At 39.4% G+C, this 12,632-nt stretch carries 13 protein-coding genes; 4 read left to right on the top strand and 9 right to left on the bottom strand.

Annotation, left to right across the window (positions count from 1 at the left end; translation table 11 throughout):
- Positions 1-319 precede the first annotated feature (319 nt).
- From PF272_RS10370 to PF272_RS10330, 9 genes are all read right to left on the bottom strand, one after another.
- On the bottom strand, positions 320-1,684 hold the full coding sequence (locus tag PF272_RS10370) for a sodium-dependent transporter (protein ID WP_271142693.1): 1,365 nt from the start codon (positions 1,682-1,684) through the stop codon (positions 320-322).
- Positions 1,685-1,697: 13 nt separating this feature from the next.
- Complete coding sequence (gene nth, locus PF272_RS10365) at positions 1,698-2,333, bottom strand: endonuclease III (RefSeq protein ID WP_271142692.1); 636 nt, start codon at positions 2,331-2,333, stop codon at positions 1,698-1,700.
- Complete coding sequence (locus PF272_RS10360) at positions 2,330-3,016, bottom strand: electron transport complex subunit E (RefSeq protein WP_271142691.1); 687 nt, start codon at positions 3,014-3,016, stop codon at positions 2,330-2,332. The genes nth and PF272_RS10360 overlap by 4 nt, the downstream gene beginning before the upstream one ends.
- Before the next feature lie 13 nt (positions 3,017-3,029).
- On the bottom strand, positions 3,030-3,662 hold the full coding sequence (rsxG, locus tag PF272_RS10355; RefSeq protein ID WP_271142690.1) for an electron transport complex subunit RsxG: 633 nt from the start codon (positions 3,660-3,662) through the stop codon (positions 3,030-3,032).
- A 9-nt stretch (positions 3,663-3,671) separates the two neighbouring features.
- Positions 3,672-4,742 (bottom strand): electron transport complex subunit RsxD, encoded by a 1,071-nt coding sequence (rsxD, locus tag PF272_RS10350; protein WP_271142689.1) that lies wholly within the window; start codon positions 4,740-4,742, stop codon positions 3,672-3,674.
- Positions 4,735-7,326 carry an electron transport complex subunit RsxC gene (rsxC, locus tag PF272_RS10345; RefSeq protein WP_271142688.1) on the bottom strand — a complete coding sequence of 864 codons (2,592 nt, stop codon included), beginning with the start codon at positions 7,324-7,326 and terminating at the stop codon, positions 4,735-4,737. Before rsxC ends, rsxD begins: the two co-directional genes overlap by 8 nt.
- 10 nt (positions 7,327-7,336) lie before the next feature.
- The gene (gene rsxB, locus PF272_RS10340) at positions 7,337-7,948 is read right to left on the bottom strand and encodes an electron transport complex subunit RsxB (protein WP_271142687.1); all 612 of its coding nucleotides are present in this window, start codon (positions 7,946-7,948) and stop codon (positions 7,337-7,339) included.
- Positions 7,948-8,529, bottom strand: coding sequence for an electron transport complex subunit RsxA (rsxA, locus tag PF272_RS10335; protein WP_065234975.1), 582 nt, complete (start codon positions 8,527-8,529; stop codon positions 7,948-7,950). Before rsxA ends, rsxB begins: the two co-directional genes overlap by 1 nt.
- A 98-nt stretch (positions 8,530-8,627) precedes the next feature.
- Entirely contained in the window at positions 8,628-9,212 is a 585-nt protein-coding gene (locus PF272_RS10330) for a SanA/YdcF family protein (protein ID WP_413789451.1), read from the bottom strand.
- Between the two features lie 334 nt (positions 9,213-9,546).
- On the opposite strand from PF272_RS10330, the gene rppH reads away from it, so the two are divergent.
- From rppH to PF272_RS10310, 4 genes are read left to right on the top strand one after another with little or no spacing between them, the layout of a single operon-like run.
- Positions 9,547-10,134, top strand: a complete 588-nt coding sequence (gene rppH / locus PF272_RS10325; RefSeq protein ID WP_271142686.1) for an RNA pyrophosphohydrolase — start codon at positions 9,547-9,549, stop codon at positions 10,132-10,134.
- Between the two features lie 2 nt (positions 10,135-10,136).
- Positions 10,137-10,928 carry a sulfite exporter TauE/SafE family protein gene (locus PF272_RS10320; RefSeq protein WP_271142685.1) on the top strand — a complete coding sequence of 264 codons (792 nt, stop codon included), beginning with the start codon at positions 10,137-10,139 and terminating at the stop codon, positions 10,926-10,928.
- Between the two features lie 23 nt (positions 10,929-10,951).
- Positions 10,952-11,755, top strand: a complete 804-nt coding sequence (gene lgt / locus PF272_RS10315; protein WP_065234978.1) for a prolipoprotein diacylglyceryl transferase — start codon at positions 10,952-10,954, stop codon at positions 11,753-11,755.
- Complete coding sequence (locus tag PF272_RS10310) at positions 11,752-12,603, top strand: thymidylate synthase (protein WP_271142684.1); 852 nt, start codon at positions 11,752-11,754, stop codon at positions 12,601-12,603. Before lgt ends, PF272_RS10310 begins: the two co-directional genes overlap by 4 nt.
- Positions 12,604-12,632: the final 29 nt, after the last annotated feature.

Below are 12,632 nucleotides of genomic sequence, written 5' to 3'. Positions count from 1 at the left end.
CATTTTTCGAACGGAGTGAGAAAAATCTCTGTTTTTTGCCGCCCGGAAAATCTTATTGGAATGAGGATTAGCAAGTGTGCGAGGGTTTGCATTATTCGCTTCGCTCACCCTTCGGGCTGTTGCTTTCAGCAACATTCAACGCTTTGCGTTGTCTTTTGCCTTCTTTTCTTTGCAAATTCAAAGAAAACAAGGTCGCCCTTTAGGGCGAAACCTAAATCGTAATTAGAGAGAGAAATATATCTAAATAATTATGAAATAGATTGTGTCATTAAGTATACAAATGCTGGCGTACCTCTAGAGATAGATATGCCAGCAAAACTTAAAGTAAATTACTAATAAAAATTACAATAATAACGAGTGGTACTACATATTTCACATAGTTAAACCACCATCCAGCTAATTTTGAATTTTCACCTAAACGTAATTCTTGTTTTGCTTCATCTTTCATCACATAGCCAACAAAAATGGCACAGAATAGCGCAGTAAGCATAAACAGAATATTGCCACTAACAAAATCAAAAGCATCAAAGATATTTTTACCAATGATCTGAATATCATGCCATGGACCATAACTTAGAATAGATGGCACATTACCAAGAATAAAGATTACTCCCAATACAATGAGAATTGCCAAGCGACGATTGATCTTCGTTTTTTCTTGGATAGCAGTAATGATCACTTCATAAATAGTGAGTGAAGTGGTCAGAGCAGCAATCAGCAATAAACTAAAGAAAATGATAGCGAAAAATTTTCCTGCCCACATATGAGAAAAAACAATCGGTAAGCTTTGGAATACTAAGGTTGGTCCAGAATTTGGCGCAATACCGAATGTAAAAAGAGATGGAAAGATCATAAACCCTGCAAGCACAGCAATAATCGTATTCACAAAGCCAGTGATGACCGCAGTTTGTACGAGGTTTTCGCCTTTCTTGAGATAGCTAGAGAGGGTAACAATAACGCCAAAACCAAGGCTTAATGCAAAGAAAACTTGCCCTAATACAAAGACAAAGAGTTGTGGCGTAATTTTAGAAAAATCGGGTTTGAGGTAGAACACAATTCCTTCCCAAGCGCCTGGGAGCGTAATATCACGCACAACCATACAGATAAGAAAAATAAACAACAATGGCATCAAATACTTAACGGACTTTTCAATTCCATCAATGACCCCTTTAACGAGGATAATGTAATTGACTAAGACAAATAAAAAGGTATAAAAACTGATCGAGATAGGATCATCCATAACCGTAGTTTGGAAAAAGTTTTTAGTGACCTCTGCTGTAATAGGTTGACTAATTTCAAGGCTGCCACTGAATAAGCTCACAATGTAGTTAATCACCCAGCCACCTAGCACCATATAATAGGCCATAATACAAAATGCCCCTAAGATACTGAGGTAACCAACCAGTTTCCAATAGCTTGGAATCGGTTTATTTTGAATTTTTCCACTAAAAGAATCGATAGCATTAACACGAATACGCCGTCCAATAACATTCTCCACAAGAATCATTGGAATTCCAATTAACAGCATCGCAATACAAAATAAAAATACATAGGCACCACCGCCATTTTCACCTACTAAATAAGGGAAACGCCAAGTAGCACCAAAGCCTACCGTTGCCCCAGCAACAGTAAGCACGTAAGTCAGTCGACTAGACCAAGTTTGTCTTTCAGTTGAGCTTGTCATTTTATTCCTCCCATTAATATTCTGTTTTTTGTTTAAATTCGCAGAGATCTTCAATTAGACAAGCTCCGCAGCGAGGCTTACGTGCGACACAGGTATAGCGTCCGTGCAAAATAAGCCAATGATGAACATCTACTTTAAATTCATCTGGCACAACTTTGAGTAATTTTTTCTCTACAGCGATAACATCTTTGCCGGGAGCAAAACCAGTACGGTTAGATACACGAAAAATATGGGTATCAACAGCAATAGTTGGCCAACCAAATGCAGTATTAAGAACGACATTAGCGGTTTTTCGACCAACACCAGCAAGGGCTTCTAATGCTTCTCTTGATTCGGGTACTTGACCTTGATGTTTTTCGACTAGATCACGACAGGTTTTCATAATATTTTCGGCTTTACTATTATATAAGCCGATCGTTTTGATATAACTTTTTAAGCCCTCTAGACCAAGATCAAGTATAGCTTGTGGCGTATTAGCAACTGGGAAGAATTTTGCTGTTGCCTTATTTACGCCAACATCAGTGGCTTGAGCAGATAAAATTACTGCAATTAGTAATTCAAAAGGCGAGCTATATTGTAACTCGGTAGTTGGGTGCGGATTTGCTGCACGTAATCGGGTTAAGATCTCAATTCTTTTTTGCTGATTCATGATTTTTTCCGATCAATGATATTTTTAATCGCAAGTAATATGCCTAATCCTAGGAATGCGCCTGGTGGGAGAATGGCTAATAGAAAATGGCTATCGGTATGAAATAGAGTAATTTTCAGTGCTTTCGCTGATTCACCAAATAAGTTTTCCATACCACTAAAGAGTGTGCCGTTACCAATGGCTTCACGTAATGCTCCTAGTGCAACTAAGCTGCATGTCATTCCTAAGCCCATAGAAAAACCATCAAACATTGAATGTAATACAGGATTTTTAGATGCGTAAGCCTCAGCACGCCCAATGACGATACAGTTAGTCACGATCAAAGGAATGAAAATCCCTAATGATTGATAAAGTGAATAGGTATAAGCATTCATAATTAATTGTACGATCGTTACGGTTGAGGCAATAATCATCACATAAATAGGAATACGAATGGCTTTTGGAATGAGATGGCGACAAAGTGAAACCACGCTATTAGTACAAATAAGCACTAACATAGTCGCAAGACCTAATCCTAACGCATTAGCAACAGTATTGGATACTGCCAACAAAGGGCATAATCCTAACAGTTGAACTAATGTGGAGTTATTTTTCCATACACCTTGCCAAAATAATGTTTTCCAAACCGAAGTTTGTTTATTTTCAGTAGCAAGGTTGTCAGTTATTGATGAACCATGATGCATAACGATATTCTCACTATTGGCAAGTAGTAAATTGTTCAGGATTAAACACAAATGGCTGTGCTAAAAACTGGAGTAGTCCTTTTTTTACTGCATTGACTACTGCACGTGGGGTAATTGTCGCACCAGCAAACTGGTCAAAATCACCACCATCTTTCTTTACTGCCCATTTATCACTTTCTTCAACTTTAAAGTATTTATTGGTAAAAGCATAAATCCAATCAGACAAACGGGTTTCAATTTTATCCCCTAATCCCGGTGTTTCATGATGTTCTAGGATACGTACACCTAAAACTTGTCCAACTGGCGTAACCGCCACCAAAATACGAATATCGCCAGAGTAGCCATCAGGGGCAGTAGTTTCAAACAAATAAGCTGCCACTTTATCTTGTTGTTTTGCTAAATAGAGGCGAGAGATATTCTGTAAACCACTCTTCTCAGTAGGACGATAGCAGGCTGCTAATAAATTATTGGTGGCAAAATTTTTAGGTAATACTTCAGCAAGTAATTGGCGTTGATGATTATCCATCGCTTGTTGGATACGTCCTTGAGTGAGAAAATACATTGCTAAAGTAATCAGGGTGCAGATTAAAGCAACCAAGCCTAAGATCAAGGCATAATTGATCGTTGTTCGTTTTATTGTTGCCATTTTCTCTCCTTAACGACCGTATAAGCGTGGTCGAGTGTAGTGATCGATAAGGGGAACACAAATGTTGCTAAGTAACACGGCAAAAGCAACACCATCAGGGTAACCGCCATAAAAACGGATCACGTAGAGTAATGTTCCAACTAACACCCCAAATAATAGTTTTCCTCGAGGTGTAATCGATGCGGTAACTGGGTCAGTAGCAATAAAGAATGCACCAAACATTGTGGCACCAGAGAAGAGTTGCCATAGTGGAGATGGGAACGTTGTCGGAGCAATTAACCAAGTTACAGTACTAAATAGGGTTAGGGTGACTAATAAAGCAACTGGAATTTGCCAATGGATCACTTTTTTCCAGATCAGGAATATACCACCCACTAAGAAAGCTAAATTAACTTGCCACCAACCAATGCCCATTGGCACAGTAAAGATTTGTTGCCATTGGCTGTGTTGGAAAATGGGAGAAGCGGCAATATGAGTTAATTCAAGGTGATTTTTTACCCCAGTTTTCACACTATCCAATGGTGTTGCTTGGGTTACACCATCAATGGTTGATGTTAATTGATGTAAGCTATAACCATCGCTGCTAACACCTTGGAAAATTAATAAATAAGCGTCATGGAAGCTAGTAGACTCAAGTAACAGATGATTAGGTAATGCCCATGCAGTCATTTGTGCAGGGAAAGAAACCAATAAGATTGCATAACCTACCATAGCTGGATTAAAAGGATTTTGTCCTAACCCACCATATACGTGTTTCCCCAAAATAACCGCACAAAATGTACCTAATAAAATAAGCCAATAAGGGGCATAAGGCGGAATAGCTACCGCTAAAATTAATGCGGTTAATACCACGCTTAAATCAGAAAGATCTGTCCAATGTCGCTTTCCACGAAGACGTGTTACTGCCCATTCTAAGAAAATGGCAAAAATAATTGCGAGGCTGATTTGGATGAGTGTTCCAAAGCCAAAGTAATAAAGTTGGACAATAATAGCAGGAATCATCGCCACGATAACCCATAACATCACTTTGGTGGTTAAACTGGTGGAATGAACATGAGGTGAACTTGCTATTCTAAACATTATTTTGTTTTCCTTCTCGTTCTGCTTTTTTCGCTTTAGCCCGGGCAATCGCCGCTGCAATCGCAGCTTTACGTGGATCAGTTTCAGCAGTTTCGCTATTAGCCGTGTTGTCAGCTTGTAGCGCTACTGAATCGGCTGCTTGCTGTTGCGCTTTTTTCGCTTTGGCTCGGGCAATCGCCGCCGCAATCGCAGCTTTACGTGGATCAGTTTCAGCAGTTGCAGTAGTTTCGCTATTAGCGGTGTTGTCAGTTTGTGGTGCTACTGAATCGGCTGCTTGCTGTTGCGCTTTTTTCGCTTTGGCTCGGGCAATCGCTGCAGCAATCGCAGCTTTACGTGGATCGGTTTCAGCGGTTGTACTCGTTTCGCTATTAGTGGTGTTGTCAGCTTGTGGTGCTACTGCATCAGCTGCTTGCTGTTGTGCTTTTTTCGCTTTGGCTCGGGCAATCGCTGCCGCAATCGCAGCTTTACGTGGATCGGTTTCAGCGGTTGCACTCGTTTCGCTATTAGCCGTGTTGTCAGCTTGTGGCACGACTGAATCGGCTGCTTGCTGTTGTGCTTTTTTCGCTTTAGCTCGGGCAATCGCTGCTGCAATCGCAGCTTTACGTGGTTCGGTTTCAGCGGTTGCACTCGTTTCGCTATTAGCCGTGTTGTCAGCTTGTGGCACGACTGAATCGGCTACTTGCTGTTGTGCTTTTTTCGCTTTAGCCCGGGCAATCTCTGCTGCAATCGCAGCTTTACGTGGATCAGTTTCAGCGGTTGCACTCGTTTCACTATTAGCGGTGTTGTCAGCTTGTGGCACGACTGAATCGGCGGCTTGTTGTTGTGCTTTTTTCGCTTTAGCACGGGCAATCGCTGCTGTAATCGCAGCCTGCTTATCATTAGTAACACTATCAGTTGTGCTCTCCGCCACTTCTGGCTGAGTTGTTTGTGCTTGTTTGGCTAAACGGCGCGCTTTTCTTGCTGCCATAATATCACTGTTATCAGGCAGAATTTCGCCATTAGCACCTGTAATTGTTCTAATGGTAGGTTTTTCTGGTGTATTGCTTTCTGCTTGTTTTTGATGAATACGTTCTAGTGCAGCTTGAACAGGATCAACACCTTGTTGTTTTGCCATTTCAGCACGGCGAGCTTCAGCGGCTTGTTGGGTACGGCGATCACGTTCTTGTTTTTCCCGTTCCATTCTGGCTTGTTTTGCCTCAAAACGTTGTTTAGCTTCTTCTGCTAGTTTTGCTTTTAAATCAAGTTCGGCAATTTTCGCCTTTTCTTGACGGAAATATTGAATAAGCGGGATATTACTTGGGCAAACATAAGCACAAATACCACACTCAATACAGTCTTTAAGATTGTATTCTTTAGATTTTTGATGATCTTCACTACGCGCAAACCAATAGAGTTGCTGTGGCATTAATTTTAATGGGCAGTGATCAGAGCAGGCTGAACAACGAATACAGTTTCGTTCCGCTGGTGGCGGTTGGTATTCAAAATGATCTGGGGCAATTAAACAGTTAGTGACTTTGGTTACAGGTGAATTTAAATTAGGCAAAATAAAGCCCATCATTGGTCCCCCCATAAATACGGGGAAACGCTCATCATATTGATAGCCAGCTTGAGTCAATAAATGATAAATCGGTGTACCAATGCGTACCCAGACATTTTTTGGTTGTGGAATTTTATCACCCGTTAAGGTGACGACACGTTGGATTAGTGGTTCATCATTAATAATCGCTTTTTTTATCGCAAATGCAGTAGCGACGTTATTCATTAATACGCCAATTTGTGAAGAACGCCCATTATTAGGTACTTCTAATCCAGTCAGTACTTGGATAAGTTGTTTCGCTGCACCAGAAGGATATTTAGTTGGGATCACACGAATTTCAATATCATTCGCACCGTCCAATGCTTGTTGCATTGCTGCCACAGCTTCTGGTTTGTTATCTTCAATAGCGAGAATGACTTTTTCAGGGCGTAAGATATAACGTAAAATGCGAATACCCTCGACGATATCATGGCTTCGATCTCGCATTAGACGGTCATCACAGGTGATATAGGGTTCACATTCTGCACCGTTAATAATCAATAGTTTAACTTTATTTTCCGCACTTGAAATTTTAGAGGCAGTTGGGAAAACGGCCCCACCTAGTCCTGCGATGCCAGCTTGGTAAATTTTTTTAATTAATTGTTCTGGTGGAACGGTGAGAAAATCCTCAATTGGATGGCGTTCACACCATTGATCTTTACCATCTGCTTGTAAAGTAATGGTAGCTTCCATTAAGCCAGATGGATGTGATGAAGCATAATCACCAATGGCGATAATAGTTCCAGAAGTTGGCGCATGAACAGGGAGGGTACGATAGTTTTCACCTTGAGTTAGTGGTTGCCCTTTTAATACATAATCGCCAACTTTAACTAAAAGCTGTCCCGCATTCCCAGCGTGTTGCTTAAGTGGAATGTAATAAGTATCAGGTTGTTTTAACGTGGAAAGCTTTGTGCCGTTTGACTGGTGTTTCATCTCAGGCGGATGGATACCACCAGGAAAATCCCACAACCGATTTTGTTTTATTCGGGTTAATACATCATCTAACATTTTGACTTTCCTAGTTTTTTACCTTAGTTTCCGCAGCAGTCTCTTGCACTTCAACAATAGGGATAATTAGCTTTTGATCGTATTTCCAATTCCACGAATCTAAGGTTGGTTTAACTTTTTCCATCGTAATACAATCGGTTGGACAAGGTGCAACACATAACTCACAACCCGTACAAAGATCAGGAATTACAGTATGTAGCGCTTTATTGGCCCCTATAATGGCATCAACAGGGCAGGCTTGGATACATTTGGTGCAACCAATGCACATCTCTTCATGGATGAATGCGACTTTAGCAACATGTTCTTCTTCAAAGACACCTTGTGGTGCTTCAACACCTAATAAATCAGCTAATTTTTCTACTAAAGGTTGTCCGCCTGGGACACATTTGGTGATGACATCACCATTAGCAATCGCTTCAGCATAGGGGCGACAACCTGGGTAACCACATTGCCCGCATTGGCTTTGTGGTAGTAAAGCATCAATTTTATCGACAATGGGATCTGATTCGACTTTCAACTTAATAGAGGAAAAGCCAAGAATTGCACCAAAAATTAGTGCTAATAGTGCAACACTAATTAAGATCCAGGCATACGGTGATAATGATAACAACCAAGCAGACATCAGACTCTCACTAATCCACTAAAGCCCATAAAGGCGACAGACATTAACCCAGCAGTAATTAAGGCGATAGATGCACCACGAAATGGAAAGGGAACATCAGCTGCTTCGATACGTTCACGCATTGCGGCAAAGAGTACCAAAACTAAAGAAAAGCCTAATGCTGCCCCAAAACCATAAATAACGGATTGGATAAAATTATGTGCGAGATTTACATTTAATAATGCAACACCGAGTACCGCACAATTAGTGGTGATTAATGGTAAGAAAATACCTAATAGGCGATAGAGCGTTGGGCTAGTTTTATTAATCACCATTTCAGTAAATTGCACAACAACAGCAATCACCAGGATAAATACCAATGTACGGAGATAGATGGCATTCAGTGGTAATAAAATATAGTGATCCACCAGATAGGCAACAAGAGAAGCCACCGTTAATACAAATGTGGTTGCTAATCCCATACCTACTGCAGTATCAACTTTTTTTGATACCCCCATAAAAGGGCATAACCCAAGGAATTTTACTAGCACAAAGTTATTAATTAGTGCTGTGCTAATAATTAAAAGAATATAACTAATCATTGTCCTATCACCTAAAAATAAGGGTGCTATTATCGTTTTTTCTCAAGCAGAGAACAATAGCTAAATGCTAGTATTTGATCGGTTTTATTGGGAAAAACTTATTGATCATAAGGTGGTAAAATTGGTGGTGGCAAAGGTTCTGGCTTGCCTAAAAAATAAGGCTGCTTACCTAATAGAATATCTAATACCGCTTGTACTCTGGCGAAAAACTCACGAATACGTACCATTGTATATCCCTGCGGATAATCGGCTTCAAAGCAGATCGCATCTAAATCATAGTGTTTGGCAATAAATAAAGCACGTTCACAGTGGAAACTCTGGGTAATAATGGTTAAAGACTGCGCATTAAAAATTTTATCTGCACGAATAACAGAGTCTAATGTGCGGAAACCCGCATAATCGAAATACATTGTTTGAGAAGGCACTCCCATTTTAAGGAGGTCTTTAAACATACGTTGTGGTTCATTGTATTGCATAGTCCGATTATCACCACTTAGTAATAAGTAATCTACTTTATGGTGTTTTATTAACTGTTCCGCAGCGGATAGACGGTTATAGTAGAATAAATTTAATGTGTTATTTTTGAAATATTTAGCCGTGCCTAATACTAATCCATAAGGGCGATAAGGGAGTTGGTTAATATCGTGATAAATTCGATCTCGCACCCAATAACTAATGCCCATATCAATAGAAACTAAGACAACTACGCCGATCGAACATAGAGAAATAAAGATTTTTATTAACTTTTTATAATGCACACTCCACCATAACTTGCCTAGTGCAAGCATTTTTTGCAAAAAAGGTTTGATAGTGAGTTTGGGCATTTTCTTTCTCTTTTTCATCATAATACGAATTAATGGTAGCACAAATTGAAAGAGAAATCAGATCGCCAGGGGAGAGAAATCTTGTTTTAAAGCCACTATTTATGGCAATGTGGAACTTGAGAAAAAGCCAATATTATGAAACAATCAACGCCATATTTATCAATGAAATGTTTAATATTTAAGGTTGTCGCTAGTGATCGATTTCGACGGTTATCGTCCTAACGTCGGTATTGTTATTTGTAACCAAAAGGGACAAGTCTTTTGGGCAAAACGTTACAATCAAAATTCTTGGCAATTTCCTCAAGGTGGGATTAATCCACGTGAAACCCCAGAACAGGCAATGTACCGAGAGCTTTTTGAAGAAGTTGGTTTAACCCAAAATGATGTAAAAATTATTTATAGTTCAAAACAGTGGTTGCGTTATAAATTACCTAAACGTCTTATTCGCTTTGATTCTCGACCAGTCTGTATCGGGCAGAAACAACGTTGGTTTTTGCTACAACTCACCAGTCCTGAAAATAAAATTAATGTTAATACGAGTGCATCGCCAGAGTTTGATGGATGGCGTTGGGTAAGTTTTTGGTATCCAGTAAGACAAGTCGTATCTTTCAAACGGGATGTATATCGTAAAGTGATGAAGGAATTTGCCTCTATTTTATTTAATGAGAAAGAGTTAGCTAATCAGGCTAATTCAGTCAATGAAAATAGACGAATCTATACGGAGAGAAAATCAACGTCAGGTAAATACCAAAAACGCCCATTCAATAAAGTAAGGGGTTAAATATGTTAACGATATTTTCTATTTGTATCGTTGTCGGAGCATTAGTCGGTTTTCTTGCAGGTCTATTTGGGATTGGCGGTGGGCTGATCATTGTTCCTATTTTAGTGTATTTGTTACCAATGGCAGGTGTACCTAATGAGTTAGTGATGTCTTCTGCGTTAGGAACATCTTTTGCGACCATTGTGATAACGGGGGTTTCTTCCGCACAACGACACCATAAATTAGGTAATATCCAATGGGATGCAGTTAAGATTCTTGCACCTGTGATTATGATAAGTGTATTTATTTCAGGATTATTTATTGGCAAATTAGATAAATCGATTGCCAGTAAAATTTTCGCCTGTTTAGTGGTCTATTTGGCTGCAAAAATGGTGATTTCTATTAAGCCAAGAGAAGTTACAAAAACACTAACTAAAACAGCGTGTGTAATTGGTGGAATCTTAATTGGGATTGCGTCTAGTGCGGCGGGAATTGGCGGTGGTGGTTTTATTGTGCCGTTCTTGAATTCTCGTGGGGTAGATATGAGAAAAGCGATTGGTTCATCAGCCTTTTGTGGAATGTTATTAGGTTTGTCTGGTATGTTTAGTTTTATTGTTGGTGGTTGGAATGTTACTAATATGCCAGAATTTTCACTAGGTTATGTTTATTTGCCTGCAGTAGTGGGCATTACATTGACCTCATTTTTCACCTCTAAACTTGGTGCAACGACAACCAATAAATTGCCAGTACCAGTATTAAAACGTTACTTTGCGGCACTTTTGGTTGTGATTGCAATAGATATGTGCTTCAAATAAAAATTAATCAATAAAGGAACGATATGAATACGGAGTTTTTGACTTACCCACAGTTTGATCCTGTTATTTTTTCACTTGGACCAATTGCGTTACGTTGGTATGGCTTAATGTATCTTATTGGTTTCTTATTTGCCCGTTGGTTAGGTATTCGCCGTGTTAAACAAGCGAATAGTGGTTGGACAGTAGATCAATTTGATAATTTACTTTTTAATGGTTTTCTTGGAGTGTTTCTAGGTGGGCGGATTGGTTATGTCCTCTTCTATCAATTCGATCTATTTTTAAGTGATCCAGCCTATTTATTCCGTGTTTGGGAAGGCGGAATGTCTTTCCATGGTGGTTTAATTGGAGTAATCACTGCGATGTGGTTAACTGCAAGAGCTCAAAAACGCCAGTTTTTTGTGGTTGCTGATTTTGTTGCACCATTAATCCCATTTGGTTTAGGTATGGGGCGTATTGGTAATTTCATTAATGATGAATTATGGGGACGCGTAACGGATGTGCCTTGGGCGGTACTCTTTCCATCTGGTGGTTATCTTCCTCGCCATCCATCACAACTCTATGAAGCTTTTTTAGAAGGAGTAGTTTTATTTATTATCCTAAATCTATTTATTCGTAAACCACGACCAGCAGCTTCGGTCTCTGGTTTATTTTTATTTTGTTACGGTATATTCCGTTTCATTGTGGAGTTTTTCCGTGAACCAGATCCGCAGTTAGGGTTATACTTTGGACACGAAATTTCAATGGGACAGATCCTATCTACCCCAATGATTTTAATTGGTTTAGGGCTAATCTGGTTCGCATATCAACACAAAGGAAAACAACGATGAAAGCATATCTTGAACTGTGTCAGCGTATTATTGATGAAGGACAATGGGTCGAAAATAAACGTACAGGAAAGCGTTGTTTAACAGTGATTAATGCGGACTTAACTTATGATGTGGGGAATAATCAATTCCCATTGATTACCACTCGTAAAAGCTTTTGGAAAGCAGCAATTGCAGAATTATTAGGCTACATCCGTGGTTACCGTAGTGCAGCAGATTTTCGCCGTTTAGGGACAAAAACATGGGATGCAAACGCTAATGAAAATGAAGCTTGGTTGGCTAATCCCTATCGTACTGGGGAAGATGATATGGGCCGCGTCTATGGTGTACAAGGACGAGAATGGCGTAAACCTAATGGAGAAAGCGTAGATCAATTAAAGAAAATTGTCGCTAACTTAAGTAAAAAAATTGATGATCGTGGTGAGATCTTAACTTTTTATAATCCAGGGGAAATTGAACAAGGTTGCTTACGTCCATGTATGCACACGCATACTTTCTCACTATTGGGAGATACCCTATATTTGACTAGTTACCAACGTTCTTGTGATGTGCCATTAGGCTTAACTTTTAATCAAGTCCAAGTGTTTACTCTATTAGCGCTGATCGCTCAAATTACTGGGAATAAACCGGGATTAGCATTTCATAAAATTGTGAATGCACATATTTATGAAGATCAATTAGATTTAATGCAAAATGTGCAATTAAAACGTGAACCGTTACCGTTGCCACAGTTGGAAATTAATCCAGATATTAAAACGTTGGAAGATTTAGAAACCTGGGTAACATTAGAAGATTTTAAAGTTCGTAACTATCAATCATATCCAGCAATTAAATACCCATTTTCGGTTTAATTAGATAACAATAAATTTTATTCAAAATG

Origin of the sequence: Gallibacterium faecale (genome assembly GCF_027920745.1) — a bacterium.
Taxonomy (GTDB): Bacteria; Pseudomonadota; Gammaproteobacteria; order Enterobacterales; family Pasteurellaceae; genus Gallibacterium; species Gallibacterium faecale.
The sequence above is the reverse complement of the archived record's forward strand: the minus strand, read 5'-3'. Positions and strand labels throughout refer to the sequence as shown.

Coding starts and splice junctions, on each gene's coding strand:
- PF272_RS10330 (WP_413789451.1), bottom strand. CDS start 9,212: ATGGGCATTAGTTATTGGGTGCGAGATCGAATTTATCACGATATTAAC.
- rsxD (WP_271142689.1), bottom strand. CDS start 4,742: ATGTTTAGAATAGCAAGTTCACCTCATGTTCATTCCACCAGTTTAACC.
- nth (WP_271142692.1), bottom strand. CDS start 2,333: ATGAATCAGCAAAAAAGAATTGAGATCTTAACCCGATTACGTGCAGCA.
- PF272_RS10310 (WP_271142684.1), top strand. CDS start 11,752: ATGAAAGCATATCTTGAACTGTGTCAGCGTATTATTGATGAAGGACAA.
- lgt (WP_065234978.1), top strand. CDS start 10,952: ATGAATACGGAGTTTTTGACTTACCCACAGTTTGATCCTGTTATTTTT.
- rsxB (WP_271142687.1), bottom strand. CDS start 7,948: ATGTCTGCTTGGTTGTTATCATTATCACCGTATGCCTGGATCTTAATT.
- PF272_RS10360 (WP_271142691.1), bottom strand. CDS start 3,016: ATGCATCATGGTTCATCAATAACTGACAACCTTGCTACTGAAAATAAA.
- PF272_RS10370 (WP_271142693.1), bottom strand. CDS start 1,684: ATGACAAGCTCAACTGAAAGACAAACTTGGTCTAGTCGACTGACTTAC.
- rsxG (WP_271142690.1), bottom strand. CDS start 3,662: ATGGCAACAATAAAACGAACAACGATCAATTATGCCTTGATCTTAGGC.
- rsxA (WP_065234975.1), bottom strand. CDS start 8,529: ATGATTAGTTATATTCTTTTAATTATTAGCACAGCACTAATTAATAAC.
- PF272_RS10320 (WP_271142685.1), top strand. CDS start 10,137: ATGTTAACGATATTTTCTATTTGTATCGTTGTCGGAGCATTAGTCGGT.
- rsxC (WP_271142688.1), bottom strand. CDS start 7,326: ATGTTAGATGATGTATTAACCCGAATAAAACAAAATCGGTTGTGGGAT.